Origin of the sequence: Idiomarina aquatica, from assembly GCF_004362895.1 — a bacterium.
Taxonomy (GTDB): Bacteria; Pseudomonadota; Gammaproteobacteria; order Enterobacterales; family Alteromonadaceae; genus Idiomarina.
Genome location: NZ_SNXI01000017.1, coordinates 16,874 through 39,929 on the forward strand (window position 1 = coordinate 16,874; position 23,056 = coordinate 39,929).

The following is a 23,056-nucleotide window of genomic DNA, read 5'->3' on the forward strand; positions in this document are numbered from 1 at the left end:
CATAGCTATTTGAAATGTACTCATAAACACCTACCCTAATTAACATCCGTGAGTTGTCTCAGGAGTCATTAACCCAATTAAAACAATAGTTTTCAACTATCTATTGAAAATAACCGCCAATGCTGAGATTATAGCACCGTTGAGGCACGTTACATTTTGCGAGTGGCCTTATCACCCACTAGCCCTAGAGCCACCAGTTTTGGTGGCTTTTTTATATCAACAGCAAGATATATGAGCGTAAAATTCTCTTCATTTAAACCTTACTCGATTAGTGATTTTGCGTAGAGGAAATTAAAAGAGTCAGACCAAGTACCCACTCTTTTGAACCAAGCCATTCCTGTTGCGCCGAAACTCATCGCCAATCTCGCTAGCGAAAATCATAGTCACATATCAGTTGGGCTATCATCTCTGCAGTTTTTTGCAGTGAGTATCTCTAGACTTTGAATTACTTCTAGTCTTTTTCTAATTACCGATAAAGATTGTTGTAACACCAATCAACAGAACAAAAGGTGCAGCGCCGATCAATACAGCTTGCAGCGTTGTTAGCTCCATAACTAATATCTCATGAGCAAATATTCAAATATACATCGCGTCGAAACCGAGCACCTATGATTTAAGTATGCTGTAAAATCGTCAATTTCACTAACCATTCCGGTGCCTGCGACAATGAAACTTCTTCACTCTGATAGAGTATCACAGCATTAATACCTGGCTAGCTACTCGAATTGTGGATGAAATTACCTCACTCATAAACGCACAACTAAGCTAAGCCATTATGTCCGCAAGCAGCTGCCCAGCTCACGGCACAAGTTCAATGACAATAACATGCTACCGCTGAACAACGCAGCTAACTGAAGCTCCTGATTGCTAAAATCTGTTAGATGAAGTTTCTGGGGCTCGAAAAAAATCTAAGAACCTCACGGTTATGCACGTTATTTTTTACAGACTTGTCGTTTAAGCCGGCCTACCTGCTTCTGATAGTTTGAAGGTAGCTCATAGCTAATTAGCACACGAAGATAACGAGTCACATAGGCACAATGAAACTTTTGATTTGGCGGCAACCATTCAAGAACAGATTTAGCACCCTTCGATTGATTTGTAGCGTCATCAACAACCAATAAGTTGACGGGGTCGTTTGAAAAACGCTCCCTTTTATCATAACTCCACATGGCAGCCCCCATATCCCAGGCGCGCTTCAGTGGAACTATATGATCAACATCAACATCGCTACTGATAACAAAAATTTTCGCAGTGTAGGGATCATTCCAGCGACCTCGCAAAACACGGCAATTATCGCTCGTATACTGAACAGGGACTGTGGAAAGCTTTTCAAGTAATTCATGGCGTTCGTTCAAACAATCTCCGTCTTTATCGATCCAATGATTGAATGTTCTGCGCTCATAGCCCTTCGACTGCTTCTCTTCATCGTTGGTGATATAGCCTTTCGGGAGTCGCCCGCCACTGCTTAAGCATGCCTTCAGGGAATCATAAGGGGTAAAGTTTTTCGTCCTTGTAAACCATGGGCTATCCTCAGCATGGCATATTCCAGTATTGCTTTTTTTTACCGATGGCTCAGAATAGATTGCTAGAGAGACATTACTAAAGAAGAATAATAAGAGTGATCCATAGCGCAAGAACGAAGAACCTCGCCTTGTTATGCGGCGCTCATACATTGAGTATCTCACTCATCCTGACTGTCTTCCGTAGACTTCAATCGGTTTATACCCCATACACCGATAGTAAAAAATGCAATAAGTCCAATGAGCAATAGAAACAAAAGTGCTATTTGTCCGTTTGTCATTGTGCGCCCTCCTTTGTCTAATGCACAAATCAGTGAGTATATTTAACGCTTTTAAAACTAGCACACGACCAATAGTTTTTGCTAAGTTGTCGGCGTGATATCATAATAAGCAACAAAGCTACTCGGAAGCTAGGCTCTGACAGTCATAAGTAATTTTTCCAATAGGCACCTACCAATAGTCGCTTAGCAAGAGATGACAGGCCAATTGCGCTATTCATGCAAAAAGAGTTTGAGCTCAATCTAAGGGGTATGCCCCTCAATTGATGAATAACGAGTTTACCAGTCATGCAGCTGAGTCAGAACTGATTCATTTAACACAAAGAGGTCGGGCAGATGAACTGTAAAAAGAAGCCACTGGGAAAACAGAGTCACAGAGAGACGTCTAAAGAGTATAGCCTCGATCAACTACTAGCCAAAAGTTCTAAGGATGACTTTGTTTTAAGCGATGAAGATAAGTGCTGGCTTAACGGTTCTTTGGTCGAGAGAAAACCAAAAATTAATCAATGAAAAACAAGAGGTTTTAGATGTCAGAAATTATGGCAACTATCGCAATAGCGTTAGCTCCAATCCTATCAATAGCATTTGTAGCATACTATTTGTTCTGGTATGAGCGTAAATCTGATAACAACCAGGACTGAAGTGAATGACAAAGAAGTCGTCGCTTAGATTGATGGCGTTATTTCGTTTAGCTTTCAAAGCTCTGGCCCCAACTGCAATAAACCGCCATACTAATTTTGGTCATCTCGGACATACTTTTAATCAGTAAAGTTAGTCACATTATGTAAGCCGGGTTAGTGGAAATCCGCAGGCTCTCCGCGAGATATTCTGAAGTTATCACCAGCTTAGGTTGCCGTTCACCAGTTGGTTTAAATTGCATAAAAATTCACATTAGGTACTATTCCTGCCTCTTAAAAATGACCAATTTAGTACATAAAATCGGTGACCATAAACTATTTTGACCGCCGTGTTTGACCTCTATGTACCTAAACTGTTTGTTTTCAAATGTTAACTAGGCCCCACGTTTGACAAGGGGTGTAGGTTAATGTAAATTAAGATCTATCAAGACAGCCTACCCTTAACTGTCTTGACATGGCAGAGGTTTCTTTCATATCGGTTCCATCGTATAAATCCAGCTGAGCATATATTGTCATAGTCACCTCTGCACTTCCATTGCGAGTTTGCTAAATGACTAATTATAAGGCAGACATTTTTTCTTTCCGCCATCCTACCGTCTTACCAAAAAGTAGCTTTTCTCAAACTAAGACTACCTGACCGCTGTAGATAATTATGAAAAGTAGCATCCCTGCCCACTCACATCCCTTGTGATGTCCATCCTTTCAACGTTAACGCCTTGCTACGTCATTTTACGTCGCAAGCAAACAATTTAACTGCGACCCCAAATGACGCACCCAAAGGTTTTACTGCACGGATTCACCATGATGGTGATATTTGCTCAATAAGGAGATACCCATGAAAAAATCAATCTTAGCGTTGGCGTTAATTACAGCATCAAGTGCGGCGACGGCGCAGTCGCCTAACTGGAACAAGCTCGATGTGTCGTACCTTGATACTGATATAGATGTAAATATTGGTGAAGCGTCGTTCGACGGCTTTGGCCTGAATGGCTCGGTTGCGCTTAGCGATAACTGGATGCTGTTTGGCGATTACAAAGCGGTATCGGAAGATGCCAATGGTGCCAGTGCCGATTTAGATATGTTCAGTGCCGGTGCCGGCTTTTACCAAAGTGTGTCGGATAACACCGATATGTTTGCAACGGCATCGGTGGAGCGACTGGAAGTATCGGGTTCCGGCGGCGGTATTTCTGCCTCTGACGGTGAAACCGGCTTCGGTTTGGGCGTTGGCGTCCGTTCGATGTTAACGACGTCATTCGAGTTAGGTGGCAAGGTGGATTACGTCAATATCGATAGCGAAGACATTGTGCGTGCCCAGGTCAACGCATTTTACTACTTCACCGACAACATCTCTGTTGGTCTAGGTTACGAAATGTACCGCCCCAGCGACGCTGATTTGGACATCGACACGTTGGGCGCATCATTCCGCTACGCGTTTTAGGTTAGTAGTACCGCAAAACAATTAGCCCGCAGCTGTTGCGGGCATTTACAAGCGTTTGGCCATAGCCGGGATTAACGCAATCTGCTCGGTTAACTGGGCACTGGCCTGCTGAATAATAGCGATACACTGATCAACATGCGCCAACTCTGCTGACGAGATATCCTTATCCACTGTCGCTGCACGCGCTGAGCTTATCCCTTTATGTACCGCATCAATGGTTTGTTGAGCCAGTAACTGCATGCGAGCCGGCGAAAAGCCAAATTCCTCTGCCATGTCGGCTAACATATAGGCGGTAATAGGCTCGGAGAAATTCCCGGCTGTTCCGCTCTCATACTCACCCATCGACATGGCATAATGCTGGTCCATGGGAGCGTCCTGTTGTCGTTTTTCGATTTCATCGATAATGGCTTTAATATTGACCAAATCGTAGAACGGCGCCAATGTCAGACCATTTTTGCCGACATAAAAACTGATGTTTTTACCATGTGCGTCGTAGTTGCGCACCAACACATTAAATATCATCCACCGGATCAGTTGTGCCCGGTAATGTGCTTGGTTAGCGGTATAAATGGCAAAGAGTTTCGGGAAAGAAACCCCATCGCGAATGTATCGCCCATCGCCCTCGTCGCCATGCTGGCGCTCATATTTATAAGAAGGCGGTAAGTTAGTCGCCTGGCATCCATCAATCACATGACGCCGAAAAACCCGCTGACTACTGGCATCAAGCTTTCGGTCAAATCGTTCAACAACCAAGGTTCTGACGCCACCATAGGTGCGCAGCTCAGTTGCGGGTACCGGCAAACCAGCATGCTGTGCCAAATTCAGGGTAAAGAACTCGTTGACGGCAATAAACGGTGCCCGCCCGGATTCAAATTTAAAAATTTTAGTCGAACACAGATCGCCCTCGCCAAACCCCGTTTGTCCGTCAATCTCCAATAGGTTAAGTTTGTCCTGAACCCCTGCTACCGATAACCGCACACGGCCATCCCAATAGGCTATTGACTCACCTGTCAGGCGATATCTTTCCAGTCGCTTGTTCAGTTCATCTTTTGTGATCAGGCGAAAGTCTGTTTTGGTCTTGTCTTGGGTATCGCTAATAAATGACAATGCGCCGGAGGTGTCAGTACCAATAACTTTGATAAGGCCAAAAGTATTATTACGCGAGATGGTCGTATTGCTGGTGAGCTCTTCCAGGCCTTTACCTTCGGGCAACATATTCTGTAAAAAATGACGAACCGCACGGCTATCGAAATTACCGGATAACGGCAAATGTGGCGATATTGCAAAACCGTCAATAACCCAATCGGGCTCATAGGTTAACATCAGCTCAGTTTCAGAGCCTACCGGCAACGTTAGTGTTGCTATTACCCTTTGATTACCTAAAAGGACCTTAAGCTGAGGCGTATTAAAACCACTCGTCATCTGCATATCCTTCGTTTGCGCTGTGTTCAATGTCGTCAGACACCACGGCAAAGGTCAAACCGAGGTATTCCATCACCTGAAGCAATGTAGACAGCTTTACGTTGGTATCCGCCTTTTCTATTCTTATTAAGGTGGGCTTAGAAATCGACAAGGCATCCGCGACCATCTCCAGCGACAACTTCATTTTAGTGCGTTTGGCTCGGATCGCGGATGCTAATTGCTGCGGCGAAAATTGCTGTTCTAAGTTAGGCATCGCTGTCGCTTTGACGCTACGCCCGGTAGGTTGTTTAGACATAATGGTTAACTTTAGTTTACTTTTAGTAGAAAGCTTAGACGAGAGAAGCTAAAAGTCAAATATAAATTACTTTTAGTTGCCAGTCTGTAATTTTCTCTTTAAAAGTAAATTACAGATTACCTTAAGAAAAGTCCGCCTACCCCCACTCCGCCAACTGCTGGATATCTTTAATGCGGTCGCGTTGCAGCGCAAAGGCTTCGAATACGTCGTCAAAGCTTTGGTTGTTGTGATGTAGGTTGGGTAGTGCCAAGTTGGCCTGGGTGAAGAACTCGCGGCGGTTGTTATGCCAGCCTTGTTGCCACCAATGCAGGATGAGTTCGCGCGACGACAACAGTTTATCGCTGCTTGGCAGGCGGTCAGATTTGTTTGCGTTTACCGCAGTGCGGGTGGGCAGTAAGTTCCATAAATCGTTATTGGGCCAGCGGGCAAACGGGAAGGCATGATCCACGGCGTAGTCGCTGGGTTTTATGTGTTTGCCGGACCAACAACAGGCGATGTCATCGCTGGCGAGCAGTTCATTAACCCGATGGCGCACACGGTTGGTGCTGCGAGTATCGTCTTTCCAGTCCAGCGCCTCTAAATAATCATTGCGGGTAAATTGCTGCCGATTGACGTCATAACTGTGCATCAACGCCGCCCATTCGTTCACCAGCGCCGGCTCTATCCACACGCTGAAACGGGTTAACGAATCCCAGATGTGTTTGGGTGCATAAAAAGTCCCGAGCGAGGCTAAAAACGGCAGATCCAGGGTCAGGCCAGTTGTTGGCTTGCTGGTACGATTCAGCTCAACCTCAAACACGGCGGTATTGCTACCGGGCAAGGTGGTGTAAGTGGCCGGGTTCTTTTTAATGGTGGCGGCGATGTCTTTCAGTGTCTGGTAAAGCGGTAACGCCTGCTCTGCGCCGCTGTAGTGCGCGCCAATAGCGTAATCGGCGGCCGTGGTATGTTGTAATAATCCCCAACCCCGCGGCTGCACAAAACCCAGCCCCGCCGAGGTGTTGTTGTTTTGGTGCATGCCGTAATGGTCAATTAAGGGTTTATAGAGTTTTAACCAATACAGCGCCACCAGTCCCATGGGTAGTGCGACGTGATCTTCGGTTTGATCCAACACCGCACCGGGATGGCCTTCGGCGATACGCAGCAGACTTCTTAACAGTGCAACTTTGTAGGTGGATGTCTTTCTGTCATTAACCACGATGTTGCGCAGCAGCGGAAAGGCGCCGGTGCCGTCATCGGGTAAGGTCAGCAGTACGGTTTGCCAGCTGACATCGTTACGGCCGAGTTCGTCGGTTTGTTGTTCGGGTGTGAGTAACTGATAGGTTAAGCCAAAACGACTGGCTAATTGCGCCAGTTCGTCGGCGGAAACCTCGTACATGGTGCGCTCGTCATGACAGGCGCCGTGACGCAGCGAAATCACCAACTTGCCGTTAGGTTTTAACAGGGAGCTTAACTTGCGCAGGCTGCGTTCACGCTGGGAAGCCGGGATGTGCATCCATACAGCGCTTAATAAAATAAGATCAAACTTGGTTTGCAGTGCAAATACCTGGCTGAGATCGGGCAGGCTGTCGTTAAGCCAATGCACCGGCTTGCCGACGGTGTAGCCTTGCGCGACTTCACGAATGCCCTCGGCGGGCTCTACGGCCACAACGTTCAAGCCCTTGGCGGCCATAAAACGGGCATCGCGGCCTGAGCCGGCACCGACATCCAGCACCATGCCCTCTTTTGGTAATTGGCCGAGCCAATCTTTGTGCACCGACTCAACAGGCACGCTGTTGTAGTTGTCCGCCAGGGTTTCGGCGTTTTTGGAGTAGTAGGTGATGTTTTTGGACATTTTGTGAGTCTCGGGCGACCCTGTTCAATTAAATTTCAAATTATTTTGAAATATACATGAAGTTAAGAGCCATTGATAAAACAGTCGTACAGTAAGTCTGCAAACTGCTGCTCTGTAATTTGCCCCAAAACCAGATCAACCATTGCATCAGCAAGCTCTTCGCGCTCAATTACCACTTCATAATCATTTAACGCCAAATATTCCAGGGCAACCATTAGCCCTGTGCGCTTGTTAGCGTCTGAAAGCGCATGCGCTTGTGCAATGACGAGTGCGTATTTGGCCGCAACTTCAAATATGTCGTCTAACCCCTCGTAGGCAATGGCATTATCTACCCGTGCCAAAGCCCCCTCTAGCTTACCTTTATCCGGTGTTCCCTTATTGCCTGGTTCGGTCGACAGAATAAACGCATTTATTTCAATAACTCGGCTGGCTTTGAATTGAATAAGGTTCATTACATGGATGCCAAGCGCCTAAACGTGTTTTTATGCTTTGCTAAGATTAGCCTGGCCTCGGCATGCACTAAGTGCTGACCCTCGGGTGTATCGAGATTCAGTTGTTTTACCGGTTTAATTTTAGGCCGATTAACTGGCTGACTAACCCCATACTTTGATAGTTTATTTTCCATTTGAATATCCCTAGCTATTGCTTTAATGCAAGTTTATAACTGCGCAACGTCTCTGTCGATAGCGTGATAAAGTTATTTACCCACCTTATACCCTGGCGCAAGTTACGTCACCTCACCTTATACCCCGGAGCGATAGCCAGGTTGCTGGTGTTCATCAAACTCGTGCGATTGCGAAGCCACAGTTGGTATTCGGGGCCGAGCAAAGTGCCATCTTCGGTGCAATCGACGTTCCAGCGTCGCAGCAAGTAGCCGGCCATAGCGGCGCGCACGTCGATGGTCAGCACGCCGTTGCTCATGCCGTAATCCATTTCGATGGCTTTGTTATGGGCCACGTTATGCGGGTGCGGTACCAGCTGCAACGGGATCATACGGTGCCATTCGTGGTCGGCGTCGCCCTGCTCTTCCGGCTCGGCGGCAGTGTCAAACTTGCCGGTTAATTTTGCGCGGCTGATGCGGGTTAACACAAAGTCACGGAAGCTTTCGGATTTACGGTCATAGCCGCGAACGTGCCAGCGTAAGCCGTTATCGACGATGGAATGCGGCACGATCTCGCGCCTGGACTCGCCACTGCTGAGCGAGGTGTAGCTGATTTGCAACGCCTGCTGCTTGAGCGTTGCCTGCACGATGCTGGCGACAATAAAAATATCTGGTACGTTCAAGCTCGATGGTGCTTCGACCGGAAAATGCACGTCGCCAATCGCATCAAAGCCGTCGCTGATGTCGTTGGCCAGTTTGACGAGCGTGCGTTTGGCATCGTGTTTAAACAGCGGTTTAAAGGTTGCGGTTTGGAAGTAGCGCTTTTGCTGGTGATCGTACACCAAATTTTGTGGGGCGAGCTGCTTATAAATCGTAAAGTCACGCGACCCCGCCGACAATCCTACTTCAAAGCGCTGGATCAGATCCTGCCGGTAAATCGCGCCCTTAAACAGCAAACAAAAATCAATATACGCCAAGCGCTGACGCTGCGCGTACGAGAGCTGATCTAACATCGATTCGTTAATGGATTTTTTAGCAACCGCTTCGGACATGGTGGTGTTGTTATTGTTATGTGGATCATAAACCTAGTGTGGTTTGTTTTGGGTTAGGTGTAAAGGGGGATAATTTCAGCGGAGGAAATGCCGCGCGCTAAGCACCCAATTAGCGCACGGACATGACAATTTAACGCGTTAGTTAACGCTCTGCGTGGCAGGGCGATTTTTATCGGCACTGCTTTTGCTATCCAACATTTGCAAATTTCGCACGATAATCTCCGTGCTATATCGGTCCGTGCCGTTATCGTCGCGCCATTTATGGGTCTGCAATTGCCCTTCGATATAAACTTTACTGCCTTTTTTAAGGTACTCATCAGCGACTTCCGCCAACCGTCGATACAGCACACAGCGGTGCCATTCGGTTTGTTCTCTAGCCTCACCGGTGACTTTATCCTTCCAGGATTCCGAAGTCGCGACATTGAGATTGGCGACTGCGGTATCATTTTGCGTATGTCGCAGTATCGGATCGGCACCTAAATGACCGACAATAAACACTTTATTTACGCCTCTTGATGACATCAGCTTTTTCCTTTTTTGATGAAAGTGAAAAAGCCTAGTTAATCTCGGACGCATTGCTATTGGCGATGGCGCAAATGGTTGTAAGCAAACGATAGCGTGGTAGATTTTGCTGTCAGCAAAAACTTTTCCAGCGCCACTGCGTATCATGATTAACTGCAATTTTGCTTTTACCGAGGTTAACATGAAACGCTTTTTCGCCCTGTTTGCGCCGCTGGCTCTGGCGGGTTGTTCTGTGTTTGGTCAGTCCGATGTCGAGACGGCACCTTATGAGCTGGTCGAGGCTGTGGCTGATAAAAATATTGAGGTACGGAACTACCCATCGTTAATACTGGTATCAACGCCAATGAATGCGGGCGAAAACAGTGCTTTTCGGCGGCTCTTTAATTATATTTCCGGTGCTAATAAGGGCTCTGAGGAAATCGCCATGACTGCGCCGGTATTTATGAATGAAGGCGCTGAGCGCGAGAAAGATGGTGAAAAGATAGCAATGACCGCCCCCGTTTTTATGGGGCAAGGCGAACAAAATATGATGTCCTTTGTTATGCCCAGTCACTTTACTGTGCAAACCACACCGCAACCGAGCAATCCGGACGTCCGCATCAGCGAAGTTACTGACTATAAAGTGGCGGTTATCACGTTTAGCGGCACGCTGAGTGAATCCAATGTAAGAGAAAACACGCAAAAACTAAATGCCTGGCTTGCAAGCAGTAATTACACGGCAACGGGACCCGCTATCGAGGCCGCGTATAACGGCCCCATGACACTGCCAGTGTTTCGGCGTAACGAGATCATGGTGCCGGTTAAATAAATAAGCGAGCCGTCCTGGCTCGCTTTTATTTGAACAAGACAAGAAGGCTACTTGTTTTTACCTTTAGCTTTTCCCTTACCTTCACCACCTTTTCCGCAGTCGCTTTGACCGGCTGTAGAAACTAGTGCAGAGGCGCCTTCATCAGTCAGTAAACCGTTATTGACCTGGGCGTTGGATGCTTTCGCTACACAGCTGACATACTGACCATGATTTTTCCAAGGCGTATTATCCGCGGGGCCTGCACAGTCGCAGGCATTAGCGACGTTTTGTGCACCAGAACAACCGTTTTGACCGACCACTGCACCGCTAGCTGTGTCAGGGCAAACATCAGTGTCGTCAAACACACCATCAGCGTCTGCATCAACCACAGGCGTGCTGTTAGCATCGTTAGGGTCACTGCCGGCGGTGACCTCCTCACCGTCCAAGAAACCATCACCATCCGAGTCCCCGTTTTGCGGATCAGTTTCGGTTAATACCTCTTCAGCATCGGTTAGGCCATCGTCATCCGTGTCTTCAAAGGTAACGTTAACATTGGTTTCGAGTCTAAATAGGCCGCCGGCGAGACCACCCCCATCAAAAATAATAAAGTCTAGCGTGTGGTCACCATCAAGGGTTACCGGATAAACGCCAGGGGTACTGACTGCAGGTTGGTAGCCCACCAGCGTGCCGTCGATATAAATCCACGAACAATTATCGGCTAATAAATTAAGCACGAATTCACCGTTTCCGGAAACCTCTTTCGAGTAACGGGTCCAGTTTTGCGGGCCGTTCTCTCCGGGGGTCCCAATGGAGTTAAATTGTGGGTCTTCCCACGCATTTATCCACATCGCACTAATGCCTGAACTCGCTTGCCAGGGGTGTGTAAAGTTAGGGTTAGTATACGCCGGGTGCGGGTTCACCCAGTTAGCATTCAAACTAATATCCGGGTTGACGGAGCACGCGCTCGCTGGCCAGTTAACGTAGGCGGTTACGGGATAAATAGGATCATAGGCAGTGACAGACGCGTCGCTGATATAAACATTACTTTGTTGAGCCATCGCGGAGGCAGCAGTAAACGCAGCTGCAACGACCAGGCTGTGGGGTAATCGAAACATAGTTGTACCTTAAAAAAGTTAATAAAAGGTACTGAATTCATCAAGTGAGGCTTGAACGACCAAACTCAGTAGTTTTTCAAGCAGTTAGCTGTCGCACTGCCCGATTTAACATAGGTTATAGAAGCTGGTCGTTTTTTAGGCAATATGACAAATGGCGTTTTTTTGACGTCATTTGTCATATTATAACTTTCATATCGGCGAGCTACTGCTGAGATACGACGTGGGTATCGTAGTAATCCAACAGCAGTGCCACGGCGTCGTCGAGTGGCGTGTCACTGTTTAGGATACGGTCGCTATCGAGCAATAAACGCACCATCACTTGGTTGTCTTCTTCGTGTTGCCACATTTTGATGTAAGTGCCCTCTTTATAACCGCGCTGCTGACGCACGTGGTTCAGGGCGTTTTTGCCGATGTAACTGACGTAAACGGCTTCGGCGCTGCCGTAGGCTTGGTATAACAGCGACAGCAGTTGCGTCAGTGATTCGTTGCCAAAGCACAGTGGACGTTCTAAATCAGGGCGGCCCTCTAGTGCAGTGTGGCGCAATAACCACTTGGCGTTTTGCGCATCCTTGGCTTGGGCGCGAATACTGGCTTCGGCGAGCTTTAAGCCGGCGCTTTCGACTGGGTTTTCAGCACCGTCAACCGCTAACACTTCGATCACGTCCGACAAAGCAAAATGCAGCACGTCTATCAGTTCCATATTCGCCTGTGCGGTGTCGGGGGTTTGTTTTTTCCACCATTTGTAGCCGAGGTGATCATAACGCTCGCCTAGTTCGACGATGACCGCGGCCATATCGTCGCGTACCAGCGTGGGTGCGGTAGGCCAGTTGGCGTCCAAGCCTTGGTTAAACTGGGTTTGGAGCTTGGCGATTTGTTGCGCTTGCTTTACCGAAAACTGCGTGTCTTGTGACATTAAAAGATCCTGTAAATTACGTGCCGTAAAATGTTGAACAAAATACCTTAGGTTTCGCACCACTGCAACGGCGTGTTTTGTAGCCATTGTTGTAAGATAGCGCGATGTTGGTCTTTTAGGATTTGGTGGTATGGGCGTAACGCGCCCTGAGTGCTTAGTGACGCCAGTAGGTTTGCCTGGGCTGGGTTAAAGGCGCTGCTGTTTGCGTTGGCTTTAAACCATTCGTAAGCGGGGACGGCGATATGGGTGAAGCCTTCGCTTTGGGCGATGTGAAAACCTTTTGCATCCAGGTCACCGAAGTACTTTATCGGTTTGCCGGTGTGGCGCCAGTGTTTAAGCAGCTCTTTGCGGCCGGTGCTGTACGCGCTGTCGCCGCGGTATACAACAAGCGAGTCGGTGGCTATATCAAATGCGAAGTTTTCCATCGCATAAAAACAATCCAGGTTTTCTACGACGATAATTTCACTGATGCTGTCGAGATCGAGTGCGCGGTAGTCGCAATCGATAATGGTCCAGCTTTGTAGTGATTTTTGCGCTGTCAAAATACGATGCGCGCGGGGAGCTTCACGTACTGATTTTGTTTCGTCTTTACCCTGCTCGGCTTGTTGCAGGCTACTAACCGCTTGATCGGTTTCGAACGGTGCAAAGCCAAGCTGTTGTAGGCGCTGATTTATGTTGTTTAGTAGTGACACGGTGTAAACGAACACCGGCGCGTCGGCCTCAGCGTTGCTGATGAGATCCTGCTCTGCGCACCAATTTAGTAGCTGGCGATCGGCCGCTTTGACTTTACGTTTTTGGTGTGTCGATGTCCGCAGTTTTTCTGCGATGTTTTGCAATAGCCGGCGCTGGTTGGGGGTGAGATTTGTGTTCATATCAACGTTATATCGTTACTTGCGCCAGGGCGCAAGGTACGTTTGGGTGATGGAATCTCTTGCGCCAAAGGCGCAAGGTACGGGTTGGAGCGCAAGGTACGCATCAGGGGGTGAACCGCAGGGCGATGTCTTCGATGACGATGACTTGGTTGTAGCGGCTTACCGGGTGTTCGCTGCGTTCGATGCTAAACAGTTTTTGTTCGTTTCGCGGCAGGCTGTTGTATTCGCCAATCACCTGAAACAGCCAGGCCTCCGGTGGCCATTCGAGTGTCTGCTGGTGCAGGTAATCAAGCGCCGATAGCGGCGTTTTGCTGTCGCAGGCAGCCATAAAGTATTGCATGGCATCGTGTTTAAGTTGTTGTTGTCGTGCTTCCACCGCTTGCTGTTGGGCGCTGTTATCAACTGCCTGAGTATTGGAGTCGGCATCGTCGGTTTTGGCCTTTATCGCCAGCTCTTTATAAAGCCCGTGTACGATATGAGCGATATCTGCGTGCTGATCACGTCGATCCAGTGCTACGGCAGCGGCTGGCTTTATCGCCGCGGCAACATTCACCAAGCTCGGCACCTGACTGCGATAGGCATAATCGCCTACGGTAAAGCCCGGATGTTCACGTAAAAAGCCGGCCATGTTGGTGACTAACAAGCTGCGCTCTTGTTGCTCGCGGAAGCGCGTCATTAACTCGACCAAGCGCTTTTGTACTTCCAGCAAGCTACCGTGGTGACCGTTAATCTGCGTCTGTAGCTTAGTCACTAATAGTTTACGTAACGCCGGGTTACCCTCGGCCAGTTCAATCAGCTCGTCAAAGTCGATCAGTGATAGGCCTTCGATTAGGCGCCTGATCTGCTCCTGAGCGCGGCTGTTTTCACGGATTTTATCGCTGAGGTTACTGACAAAACCAAAATTTGAATTAAGCCGATGCCACAAACTAAAAATGGCTTCTTCAAATTGCGAGGTCAGATCATAGACCGCCTCTTCGGTGCGTTGTAGCTGGTTATCGGCACGGATCACATCACCGCTACGTTGCGCTTCACGAAAACCCTGCACAAAACCGCGGATACTCTGCAGTTTATCGGCAATATCGGCATTAACCTGGCGGCGGCTTTCGTCGGTGACCATGGCGGCGACCAGTTGCACCACCGGATGACGCAATTTTAGTTCGTGACTATCATCAGGCTGGTAAATAATCCGCGCGTTGATGAGTTTTTTCAGCGCTTGCTCGCTCAGTGCCGAGGCATCGATGCCCCCGCTCAAGTAGCCTTGCATCAGCACCTTGGCGTGGTTGCCAATTAATTTTAGCCGCTCGACCCCAACGTCGAACATATTACTTAGCAGCTGCTCGTCGTTTGCCTGCGCCATTTACAACAGCTCCGCCTGACTACTGGTATCTTCCAGTGGAATATTTTCTTCGTCTTTGACAAAGCGCACCAGCTCAAGCAGGTAATCAATTTTGCCGGTGACGGTAAAATACAGGCGATTGGCATGGGGTTGCAGTAAATAACCATGTTCAACTAAGCGTTTAGCTACTTGCTTAGCCTGACCATCGACCGCGTCCGACTGTGAATTAAAAAAGCGATCATTAGCCAGGCTTTGCAGGCGTTGACGCAAGCTCGGATTGTCTTCGGTTTTTACTGTTAGTTCTTGCAGTTTTAGGGTATCACCGGCCGTTAAAATGCCGTCGCTGCCCATGGCTTCCTGCACATATGTTAACCACTCCAGCAGCGGCAGCATCGAGCCCATCACCACGCCTAGTTGCTGCTTTAAGTGCTCACGCGCGCCGTCATCGAGATCACGATACGCCAAAAAATACACGCTGCCTTCGTCATTGGCGGCCAGCCTTCGGTTTAACGGCTTTAGATACGCATCAATGCTGTCGCGCGTCTCGTCGTCTTGTAACTTAGCAAAGTTGGCTTCGTCGCTAATCGCGCAAATAAATTCACCCGCCAATAGTTTTTCGATTAACGGCCCATATACCGGCGAAATCATGCGTTAACCTCCTTGCTGTCTTGTTGCAGCGCCTGTAACTTTTGGCTGAGTTCAGATACCCGTGGCTTAATCCGCTTAAGCTGGCCTTTGTTGGCAAATTCTTTGTGCGGCTCAATCAAATAGCGGTGCTTAAACAGCAGCAACACATCCGATTCCGGGTTCGGGAAGGCGCCAACAATATCGATGTTGTTGTTATCGCACGCAACAAAGAGCTTTTCGACGTTGTGGTATGCCAAAGTACCAATTTCGTCGATAGGCCAGTGAATGGTGACGCCGGCCTGCTCCGGCCGCAGTAAGCGGGTAAAGGCCAGTAGAAATTTGCACAAGATTAGGTAGGCCATGCCGTGGCTGGACGAATCGGTTAACTGGCGATCGTTGCGAATAACCACGGGCTCGCCATTTTCGACCAAGTTTAACTGCAGTTTGATCAGTGATTCAATGCTGTATTCCTGATTGGCTTTGAGCAATTCGGCGACGTCGGTTAACTGGTCAATATATTCTGCGGGCGGCGTTAGCGCGCCGGATTCTATCCACTGCCGGTAGTGCTGCGTCATTTGTTTGAGCGGTTGCCAAAAGCTGAGCTCATCGATGGTTGAGCTAATTTTAACCTCGGCTTTATCGATGCCATCTAGGGTTAATTCATCGGTCACCGCTTGCGTTAAACGGCGGCTGTAATCGCTGACACGCTTGTGAATATCGTTAAAGACGGTGAAAAACTCAAACAGTCCTTTGCCGATGGTTTTACCCTGGTCAATGGTTTGATCGCGCTTGCCTTCTAATACTTTGAGTAGTTCACTTAGGGTGTTGACCTGTACTTGCAGATCCGGCGCTTCGCCCTGCTGTGCCAACGACTGCTCGATAAAGCGCAAAAACTGCAGGTCGGCATCTTCGCGTAACTCGGCTTCTAAGCGCGGAATGCGCTGCTCCAGATCTTTATCTTGTTTTTGCTTCTCATCCAGTAGTTTATAGCTGCGGGCACAATGTTCGCTGACATCGCCCTGCGCTGCCGCTGACTCTTGCGGAGGGTTCAGCGACGCCGGCAAATCGGCCATGCGTTGCACCAGCGACTGCAGATCTAACACCACTTTCTCGGTTTTCTCGAGCGTGTCTTTTAACGTTTGCAGCTGGGCTTTTAGTTGTTGTTGCTGGGCTTTAAACTGGCTTTCGTGCTGTTCTAATTCACTAGTTGCCTTACGCAGCGCTGCCTTCGCTTGTTGCTCTTGCTCCAGCCACCGTGGCCGTTGCTTGTCCCAGGTAACCCGCATAAAGGTTTGATATTCGCTGTATTCATCGCGGCGGCTGTCGGTATCGCGAATTTGCTGCTGTAACTGACTGATTTGTTGTTTTATTTCGCGCAGCTTGTTTTCATCAACGCCCTGATCTGCGAGCTTTTCGCTAAACGCCTGCTCCAGCTCTTTAATGCGTTGTTTAGCGGCATCCTGCTTGCGACCTAATTCCGCGTTAAGATCGTCGATAGCTTCTTGCAGTAACTGTGTTTTTTCCTGAAATTCAGCGGTAACTTCCAACACTCGTGCGTTGTGATCGTCTTGCAGTTCTTCTAGTGCTTCGCTGCGCTGAGCCTTGGTGTGCTCAAGCTCACGTTCGAGTTGCGTGATACGCTCACGGACTTGTTGTTTACGCTCTTGTTCCAATTTTTGCTGGGCGTGGGCCAGTCGCGCTTTGTTATCGCGGGCATAGTCGACATCACTGCTCAGCTGACGTTGCTGTTGTTTCGCCGCATCTAACGCCTGTTGCTGCTGCTTGGCTTTTTCAACTGCATCGGCAAAGGCTTTTTCGGTATTTTTCAGTTGTTGTTGCTGCTGTTGCCAGTGTTCGGTTGCCAGTTCTAACTGCTCCCGTAAGCGCTCTGCGCCGGCGGCATGCTCGGGCAGTTCGATGGCATGTAAATCCAGCTCAACGCCAAACAGGCTGTCGTTGTGTTCGTTTTCTGTCAGCCGTGGGGTTAAGTCGGTGCGTTGCAATAAAGGCTCCGACACTACGCGGCCGAAAGATTGCTCCCAGTGCTCGACGTTTTGGCTTAAAAACTGACGCAAACTCCCCGCTGCCGGTTGCAGTCGTTGTTGCAATTGCTCAATACGCTGCTCACTCTGCGCCAGCTGCGTGCGAGCCTCTGTTACCTGGCTATCGAGCCGTTCGCGCTCGCGCAACGCAACATTAAGCTGCTCTTGCTGCTGGCTAACCACCTGCTGGTGTTGGTTGAGCTGTTCCTGTGCCTGATCAACACGCGCCTCGGCAATTTGCATTTCGTTACGTTCATCGTCAGTTAGCGTTGATAACTCGCGTTGTGCTCGTTTTGCGGCCAGTTCGTTTTGCTGCTGTTCCAGTTGCGCTTCGTACTGCTCGCGTACTGTCTGCTGCTGTTGTTGCAGCTGCTGGTTTAACTGTTTGGCGGCATCCAGTTCTTGCTGCATCACCGCCGTTTTTTGCGCGGCTTTGTCTTCGATTTTTCGGCGCAGTTTGGAGCTAAGTTGCTCCAGCTCTTCTTTAATCTCCAGCTTGTGACTTTGCAGCTTTTGCGCTTCATCTTTGTGCGCGTCCATCATGGTGGTGTAATGCTGTTCCAACCCCTGGAGTTCGCTGCGGCGCTCCGGCAAAGCCTCGAGTTCACGCCCTAATCGCTCGATGTCGTTATCGCGGTAATTGTCATACTGTTGCTGCGCATCATTTAGCTGCTCTTCGAGCTTTTTCAGATCCGCCTGCGCATCGCTTTTGCGATCGCGCAATTCACTGCGAAGGGTCTCGTAAGCATTTTGCGCATCGTTAATTTCGCGTTTAAGGGTTTGAATAGCGGCTTCGGTGTCGGCTTTTAGACGCTTTTGTTCACTAAAATCGCTTTCTATAACCGCTTTTAAATGCCACAGTTGCTCCAGCGTGCGGGTGCGATCAGCGCTAATGCGTTCGATATCCGCCAGGCTTTTTTGTAGCCGGTCAACTTTTAAAAATTGCTTCATGTCGCGCAACCAGGCGCGGATCTTATCGCCGGTAAAGGTGTTATCCGGGCGCTTGTAGCCGTCTTCTTCTAAGATCGCTGCCAACATGCTTTTCAAGGTATCCATTTTGCCTTCTTTGGCATGCACGGCAGAGACGAGTTTTTCGATATGGCGCAGGCGGAAGTTCTCATTGGCCAGGCCATAGCGCGCTGCTAGTTGCCGATGTTTAAGGCTTTCGCTGCGGCTGCTGCGGTCGTTTTTAATATCGTTAAGAATAATATTGCGGTATTCGGTGGTGCTGGAAATTTTAGCGCTCATTTCAATGCCGCGACCACGCATTTCCTGTGCCCAGTCACTGTATTCACGGGCAACTACACCGTCTTTTTTGTCGTATAGGTAATGTTCGGCATCGTACCCGTTGTCCACAAAACGGTAATCAACGCCGTCGGCGCGCTTGGTTAGCACCACTTGTGCGGTGCCGTTTGCGGGTCGCTGGTATTCGTAAATGACGTAGCTGTTTTTGTACGGCAGGTAGTATTTGTCGAAGTTTAACCGCGTTTTGGGTACCACACGGTTGGGCAGCTCGCCGTAAAATACCGGGATCATGCGCTGCAAGGTGGTTTTGCCGGAGGCATTGGAGCCACAGATATTGGTGTGCCCGTCTAAATCAAGCTCGACCACACCCGGCAGGTGCCCGTTTATCATTATTATTCTTAGCAGTTTTGCCATGTGTATCCTTACGCAACGCCAACATTAACAACACAAGCCCAAGATTATAACGCAACCGCTGCCAGCTGCCACCCCCACATCGCTCGCGTCCAAAGTAGCTCGCGCCCTGGCGCGAGGGGAAAAGCCTTGCGTCAGGACGCAAGCTACGGCGTTAACGAATACCCGCGTCAGGTCACACGATACCTGGGTTAACTTAAACCATTACTACTGGCAGATTTGCAATGCCGAGAGTGCGTAGCTGTTCAACCGTTAATTTATCTAAGTGTTCAGAAATCCACTCTACCAGGTCGTTGCCGGTAATTAGCATGATGTTTTTAAGGTGTGCGTAATCACGCACCTTAGCAGAAAAGTCGGCAGTTGTTACAACGCAACGGACTGTGGCGCTATCGTCTTCCACAGCATCCAATTGTTCTATTGCATGTGTTGAGGATTTACCCGCATGGTGTTTAACTTGGACTAATAACTTGGCAGCGAAAAAGCGATCGTTTCGCTCGGCCAAAATATCGATATCTGCGACGCCCTTCAGCTTGTTTTTTGCCTCGATCGTTGTGTTGTAGCCATCAAGTTCGAGTAACGTAGCAACAAGTTCTTCGAGACCCTGTCCACCACCATCTAAGAAAGTCTTTCCGTGCTGCAGGTTATGTAGCAGTTTTGTTTTAAAATCTGCAAGCTGTTGCTCTTCTTTTTCTATTAATGTTGACTCAAAACGATAGTGCCCGCCTTTAGCGGCCTCGTAGATGCTATCGAGTTCGTTTGCAAACTGACCGAGATCGGCAACCGACATACGAATTCTCATGCGTGACTCGAGGCCGTTACTCAAGTTTTTTCGTGGCGTTTTTAAGATACGTCCGTCTACGCAAACAAAATCTACGCTCACTCTATTCTCACCGTTTGTGATGCCTTTATCATAGCTTTTAGTGCCAACAGCCCTACCAATAGCAAAACTTTTTACTAAGGGCACGACGACAATGTCGCCAGGTTTGATATTAAAGAAGCGTTTTATTTGATTGGTATGACGACCTAAACTTATATTTTTCTCTTTAAAAGCTGCTATCAACTCTTTAACCGAGGTGTAGTTAGCAAACTTAACTTGCCCCCAACCGTAACCAATAAGATTGTCTTTCAACAATTCTGCAGGACTTCTAACCAATAAATATTTCATGAACTTTCCTTGTCGTAAATTATGTACTACCAAATGACTTTGATGGTGCCACCACCAATAACCGCTTTAGTTGTAGAACTAATCTCAAACCCATTGGTGTGACGAACCGTCACTAAATTTTGCAATAATTCGATCAGGTAAAGTTTAAATAAGCTTATTTCAGGCCGCTCCCAAACGAAGTCTGACAACGACCAAGTGCCATACTCGATTTCTCGATGCGCATTAATAGCGAACTTAAATTCACCTGGGTGTTCAGTAATTTCTTTAAACTGCTTTGCTAATGCAAAGAGTCGGTTATTTTCAAAAGTTGGTTCACTTGTTTGCATGTTATCACCCTCAAATTAAGTGACATAGCGTATTTTCCTGATGCGTCAGATTGCGTCGCACTTAGCGTTGTTTCAAGCAGACCCACGTCAGGACGCGGGCTACGCTAAGATCAAAATAACTTCCCAAATCTAAAATATTAAATAAAATAGCGCTTTTTTGATTTTTACAGGATGTATCGATGAAAAAGCTACTCACCATCGCTATTTCGGCATTAGCACTCACTGGGTGTTCTTCTATTCCTGAAGGGTATCAATTTTCAGAGGGTGCCAAGCTAACAACCGCCACAAAATTGAGCTCAGCGTCTGAACTTTACGAGAATGCTGAACAGCTAAAACAACAAAATTTAGATACGGTAAACAGCACCGGCGGGAATACGTCCGACTTGCTGTTTGGTTCTGGCCTTGCCGGTTCTGCGATTTTCTATGCTGATACAGGCATGTGGACGGGGCCCGGCAATTTTTCTAGTGGTATGGCATTAACCTCTTTTGTTCTCGACTCAATGACCAATAAAGGTATGGCTTACCACAAGTGGACGTACACGTACTTTTTTCACATTGATGCAGAATGCGAAAGTACAGACTGCGTTAATGAAAATTTAGGCGCATTCTGGATGAACATAGCCAACCTGTACAAAGCAACAGGCTTAGCTGAAGAAAATAAACTATTTGATTTTGACTACTCCGGTGCAGGCTTTATTTTTGACTATTTTGAAGGGCAAGCTGAACAAAAAACCGTATTACGCGATGGCTCTCCCTCATCAACAACCCGTAACCTAATGCTTGTTCGCCAGTTAGACGACATCTCTGAATTTAACGGCATGGAAGTATGGGGTAACGATACTCCGAAAGATTACCAGGATAAAATCTCACTACCAGGCATGGATTACGTTGAAGAGACAAACTTGCTAATCAAAGCCAGCCAAGGTCACCCGAATATATATATTTTCCGTGGCATCGATCGCGTAGCAGCCGCAGAGAAAAAACCGTGTTTTGGTGGTTTTTTTATTAACAATGGCAACGTGATCAATGTGCCTGAAATTGGTTGCATGATCTAGGTACAATACCACGTAGCTCGTGCTTCCAGCACGAGGTTATCGACAACTCGTGCCAAGGCACGAGCTACTGGTATGCGCGGAGGGTTTCGGCGAGTTCGCTGGCGATGTCTTGGCGCAGCGCGGCGGGTTCGAGGATTTCGATTTGGGCGCCCATGGATTTGATCCACCAGCGTAGTTGCCAAGAGTCGTTGACCGTAGCGGTGAGGATCTTACCCTGCTCACTGGCTGCAATCGCCTGGTCATCACTCAGTGGTGTTTCGCTGATATGCATCGCCAGGTTATCGTTAATACGAGCTTTTAGTGCCAACTTTACGCCATCGGAAAACTGCAGATTACCGTCTAACAAATATCCTTTTAAGGTAAACCCATCCGGCACGGTGATATTTTTATCGTCGCGTAAAACAGCCGCTTGCATCCGATGCAAAGCAAACAAACGCGCGTCATCATAGGGGTCGACCGTCGCCACCAAATAAGTGCTGACGCCTCGCTGTACCAATCCCAATGGATGCAATGTATAGGTTTTACAAGGTTTACCGGCAGGCTGGTAGTTAACATCCAAACACTGATTATGCAACAGCGCCAGCTGCGTGTTGTGCAACACCTCGTCATCGATATGCGGTGCCTGCTGTTGCAATGTTGCCGGCACATACGCCACTTTGTTTTGCCAATCACCAAAAGCCTGACTTTGCTGCAACTTAGCTAGTTTGTCTTTGGCCTGGTTCAACCGCGGCGCTATGGACTGTAAAACAGTCCCCGGTAGCAGCGGTTTTAACACCTTCTCAACCATGGTCAACGACAACGCCTCTGCGGCTGAAATCGCCGGCATATCTGCCCCTGCTCCGGCCATCCAGTGCCAACCATAGGGCTTGCCTTTGTCGTTACAGACCAGGGCAAATGACTGGGATAACTGCTCCAAATCACGCTCAACCTGCCGCTTGGACACATTAAAGCCCTCGTCATTAAGCAGCTGACAAATATCGCGAGCGGTCATCCCCGGCGCCCGGGTTGGTAGTAATTTGAGCATTTCCCACTGGCGTACCAGTGTTTGACGTGATCCTGTGGTCGACATAGCAATTCCCTTTGTCAGTAAGCCGCCGCTATTAAACTACTATATCTCGTGAGTTAATCAATACGGCATTGCGAACATCTTTCCTGACCGGTCAAAAGCTTTGAGATACGATTGCGGTGTTTAGCAAAGCCCAGGTAAACCTTATCGGCCAGCCAACGGACACCCGGCCATCGCAATGGCGCAATCAGCCAACCTTTACCCACTTGCGACCAGGCCTCATGTGTCACATCCAGGCCATAAATCATCTCACCATTAGCAAGTTGCCCATGAAGATAGGCATTAGCATCGCCCACGTTAATCTCAGGGTAGCGCTCGCTAAAGTCATCCGCATTGATATTTTCAAACTGGATATTGCCCGGCTCATCCAGCTTTTTTAGGTGGCGCATTTCTTTGACACACAAAGGGCAGCCACCATCGTAAAAAATAATCAGGTTTTTCACTACTTAACACCCTGTCATCGTTTTTAAAGCCACTTATACATACGGCAGAATTTGCT

At 48.3% G+C, this 23,056-nt stretch carries 20 protein-coding genes and 1 pseudogene; 3 read left to right on the top strand and 18 right to left on the bottom strand.

Annotation, left to right across the window (positions count from 1 at the left end; genetic code table 11):
- Positions 1-932: 932 nt before the first annotated feature.
- Positions 933-1,673, bottom strand: a complete 741-nt coding sequence (locus DEU29_RS11100; RefSeq protein ID WP_133540427.1) for an HNH endonuclease family protein — start codon at positions 1,671-1,673, stop codon at positions 933-935.
- Positions 1,674-3,271: 1,598 nt separating this feature from the next.
- On the opposite strand from DEU29_RS11100, the gene DEU29_RS11105 reads away from it, so the two are divergent.
- Positions 3,272-3,874: an outer membrane beta-barrel protein gene (locus DEU29_RS11105; RefSeq protein WP_133540428.1), complete on the top strand. Its 603-nt coding sequence runs from the start codon at positions 3,272-3,274 to the stop codon at positions 3,872-3,874.
- Positions 3,875-3,919: 45 nt separating this feature from the next.
- Here the strand turns inward: DEU29_RS11105 and DEU29_RS11110 are convergent, their stop codons facing one another.
- From DEU29_RS11110 to ssb, 7 genes and pseudogenes are all read right to left on the bottom strand, one after another.
- Positions 3,920-5,296, bottom strand: coding sequence for a HipA domain-containing protein (locus DEU29_RS11110; protein WP_133540429.1), 1,377 nt, complete (start codon positions 5,294-5,296; stop codon positions 3,920-3,922).
- Complete coding sequence (locus tag DEU29_RS11115; protein WP_243734575.1) at positions 5,280-5,591, bottom strand: helix-turn-helix domain-containing protein; 312 nt, start codon at positions 5,589-5,591, stop codon at positions 5,280-5,282. Before DEU29_RS11115 ends, DEU29_RS11110 begins: the two co-directional genes overlap by 17 nt.
- A gap of 136 nt (positions 5,592-5,727) precedes the next feature.
- On the bottom strand, positions 5,728-7,422 hold the full coding sequence (locus tag DEU29_RS11120; protein ID WP_133540431.1) for a methyltransferase domain-containing protein: 1,695 nt from the start codon (positions 7,420-7,422) through the stop codon (positions 5,728-5,730).
- A 62-nt stretch (positions 7,423-7,484) separates the two neighbouring features.
- A complete protein-coding gene (locus DEU29_RS11125; protein WP_133540432.1) occupies positions 7,485-7,874 on the bottom strand; it encodes a type II toxin-antitoxin system death-on-curing family toxin in 390 nt (129 codons plus the stop codon).
- Positions 7,874-8,047 carry an acetyltransferase gene (locus DEU29_RS11130; RefSeq protein ID WP_133540433.1) on the bottom strand — a complete coding sequence of 58 codons (174 nt, stop codon included), beginning with the start codon at positions 8,045-8,047 and terminating at the stop codon, positions 7,874-7,876. Before DEU29_RS11130 ends, DEU29_RS11125 begins: the two co-directional genes overlap by 1 nt.
- A 107-nt stretch (positions 8,048-8,154) precedes the next feature.
- Entirely contained in the window at positions 8,155-9,036 is an 882-nt protein-coding gene (locus tag DEU29_RS11135) for a helix-turn-helix transcriptional regulator (protein WP_133540459.1), read from the bottom strand.
- Positions 9,037-9,255: 219 nt separating this feature from the next.
- A pseudogene (gene ssb, locus DEU29_RS11140) lies at positions 9,256-9,597 on the bottom strand (single-stranded DNA-binding protein); the annotation flags it as partial.
- 181 nt (positions 9,598-9,778) lie between these two features.
- Here ssb and DEU29_RS11145 point away from each other — a divergent pair.
- The gene (locus DEU29_RS11145; protein WP_133540435.1) at positions 9,779-10,405 is read left to right on the top strand and encodes an SOUL family heme-binding protein; all 627 of its coding nucleotides are present in this window, start codon (positions 9,779-9,781) and stop codon (positions 10,403-10,405) included.
- Between the two features lie 47 nt (positions 10,406-10,452).
- On the opposite strand, the gene DEU29_RS11150 is transcribed toward DEU29_RS11145, so the two are convergent.
- From DEU29_RS11150 to DEU29_RS11185, 8 genes are all read right to left on the bottom strand, one after another.
- Entirely contained in the window at positions 10,453-11,499 is a 1,047-nt protein-coding gene (locus DEU29_RS11150) for a hypothetical protein (protein ID WP_133540436.1), read from the bottom strand.
- A gap of 202 nt (positions 11,500-11,701) precedes the next feature.
- The gene (locus tag DEU29_RS11155) at positions 11,702-12,412 is read right to left on the bottom strand and encodes a dUTPase (RefSeq protein ID WP_166635912.1); all 711 of its coding nucleotides are present in this window, start codon (positions 12,410-12,412) and stop codon (positions 11,702-11,704) included.
- 47 nt (positions 12,413-12,459) lie between these two features.
- Positions 12,460-13,284: a DUF7281 domain-containing protein gene (locus tag DEU29_RS11160; RefSeq protein WP_133540438.1), complete on the bottom strand. Its 825-nt coding sequence runs from the start codon at positions 13,282-13,284 to the stop codon at positions 12,460-12,462.
- A gap of 103 nt (positions 13,285-13,387) precedes the next feature.
- Complete coding sequence (locus DEU29_RS11165; RefSeq protein WP_133540439.1) at positions 13,388-14,641, bottom strand: hypothetical protein; 1,254 nt, start codon at positions 14,639-14,641, stop codon at positions 13,388-13,390.
- A complete protein-coding gene (locus DEU29_RS11170) occupies positions 14,642-15,268 on the bottom strand; it encodes a hypothetical protein (RefSeq protein WP_133540440.1) in 627 nt (208 codons plus the stop codon).
- Positions 15,265-18,924: an ATP-binding protein gene (locus DEU29_RS11175; RefSeq protein ID WP_166635913.1), complete on the bottom strand. Its 3,660-nt coding sequence runs from the start codon at positions 18,922-18,924 to the stop codon at positions 15,265-15,267. Before DEU29_RS11175 ends, DEU29_RS11170 begins: the two co-directional genes overlap by 4 nt.
- 217 nt (positions 18,925-19,141) lie before the next feature.
- Positions 19,142-20,110: a restriction endonuclease gene (locus DEU29_RS11180; RefSeq protein ID WP_133540442.1), complete on the bottom strand. Its 969-nt coding sequence runs from the start codon at positions 20,108-20,110 to the stop codon at positions 19,142-19,144.
- Positions 20,111-20,136: 26 nt separating this feature from the next.
- Entirely contained in the window at positions 20,137-20,436 is a 300-nt protein-coding gene (locus DEU29_RS11185) for a hypothetical protein (protein ID WP_133540443.1), read from the bottom strand.
- A gap of 179 nt (positions 20,437-20,615) precedes the next feature.
- On the opposite strand from DEU29_RS11185, the gene DEU29_RS11190 reads away from it, so the two are divergent.
- Entirely contained in the window at positions 20,616-21,491 is an 876-nt protein-coding gene (locus DEU29_RS11190) for a hypothetical protein (protein ID WP_133540444.1), read from the top strand.
- 64 nt (positions 21,492-21,555) lie between these two features.
- Here the strand turns inward: DEU29_RS11190 and DEU29_RS11195 are convergent, their stop codons facing one another.
- Together DEU29_RS11195 and DEU29_RS11200 are read right to left on the bottom strand one after the other, a co-directional pair.
- Complete coding sequence (locus DEU29_RS11195) at positions 21,556-22,560, bottom strand: helix-turn-helix transcriptional regulator (RefSeq protein WP_133540445.1); 1,005 nt, start codon at positions 22,558-22,560, stop codon at positions 21,556-21,558.
- A 53-nt stretch (positions 22,561-22,613) separates the two neighbouring features.
- Entirely contained in the window at positions 22,614-22,991 is a 378-nt protein-coding gene (locus tag DEU29_RS11200; RefSeq protein ID WP_133540460.1) for a thiol-disulfide oxidoreductase DCC family protein, read from the bottom strand.
- Positions 22,992-23,056 lie beyond the last annotated feature (65 nt).

Bases quoted from the DNA above. Each gene is read 5' to 3' on its own strand.
- DEU29_RS11100 (WP_133540427.1), bottom strand. From the start codon at position 1,673: ATGTATGAGCGCCGCATAACAAGGCGAGGTTCTTCGTTCTTGCGCTAT.
- DEU29_RS11105 (WP_133540428.1), top strand. From the start codon at position 3,272: ATGAAAAAATCAATCTTAGCGTTGGCGTTAATTACAGCATCAAGTGCG.
- DEU29_RS11110 (WP_133540429.1), bottom strand. From the start codon at position 5,296: ATGACGAGTGGTTTTAATACGCCTCAGCTTAAGGTCCTTTTAGGTAAT.
- DEU29_RS11115 (WP_243734575.1), bottom strand. From the start codon at position 5,591: ATGTCTAAACAACCTACCGGGCGTAGCGTCAAAGCGACAGCGATGCCT.
- DEU29_RS11120 (WP_133540431.1), bottom strand. From the start codon at position 7,422: ATGTCCAAAAACATCACCTACTACTCCAAAAACGCCGAAACCCTGGCG.
- DEU29_RS11125 (WP_133540432.1), bottom strand. From the start codon at position 7,874: ATGAACCTTATTCAATTCAAAGCCAGCCGAGTTATTGAAATAAATGCG.
- DEU29_RS11130 (WP_133540433.1), bottom strand. From the start codon at position 8,047: ATGGAAAATAAACTATCAAAGTATGGGGTTAGTCAGCCAGTTAATCGG.
- DEU29_RS11135 (WP_133540459.1), bottom strand. From the start codon at position 9,036: ATGTTAGATCAGCTCTCGTACGCGCAGCGTCAGCGCTTGGCGTATATT.
- DEU29_RS11145 (WP_133540435.1), top strand. From the start codon at position 9,779: ATGAAACGCTTTTTCGCCCTGTTTGCGCCGCTGGCTCTGGCGGGTTGT.
- DEU29_RS11150 (WP_133540436.1), bottom strand. From the start codon at position 11,499: ATGTTTCGATTACCCCACAGCCTGGTCGTTGCAGCTGCGTTTACTGCT.
- DEU29_RS11155 (WP_166635912.1), bottom strand. From the start codon at position 12,412: ATGTCACAAGACACGCAGTTTTCGGTAAAGCAAGCGCAACAAATCGCC.
- DEU29_RS11160 (WP_133540438.1), bottom strand. From the start codon at position 13,284: ATGAACACAAATCTCACCCCCAACCAGCGCCGGCTATTGCAAAACATC.
- DEU29_RS11165 (WP_133540439.1), bottom strand. From the start codon at position 14,641: ATGGCGCAGGCAAACGACGAGCAGCTGCTAAGTAATATGTTCGACGTT.
- DEU29_RS11170 (WP_133540440.1), bottom strand. From the start codon at position 15,268: ATGATTTCGCCGGTATATGGGCCGTTAATCGAAAAACTATTGGCGGGT.
- DEU29_RS11175 (WP_166635913.1), bottom strand. From the start codon at position 18,924: ATGATAAACGGGCACCTGCCGGGTGTGGTCGAGCTTGATTTAGACGGG.
- DEU29_RS11180 (WP_133540442.1), bottom strand. From the start codon at position 20,110: ATGAAATATTTATTGGTTAGAAGTCCTGCAGAATTGTTGAAAGACAAT.
- DEU29_RS11185 (WP_133540443.1), bottom strand. From the start codon at position 20,436: ATGCAAACAAGTGAACCAACTTTTGAAAATAACCGACTCTTTGCATTA.
- DEU29_RS11190 (WP_133540444.1), top strand. From the start codon at position 20,616: ATGAAAAAGCTACTCACCATCGCTATTTCGGCATTAGCACTCACTGGG.
- DEU29_RS11195 (WP_133540445.1), bottom strand. From the start codon at position 22,560: ATGTCGACCACAGGATCACGTCAAACACTGGTACGCCAGTGGGAAATG.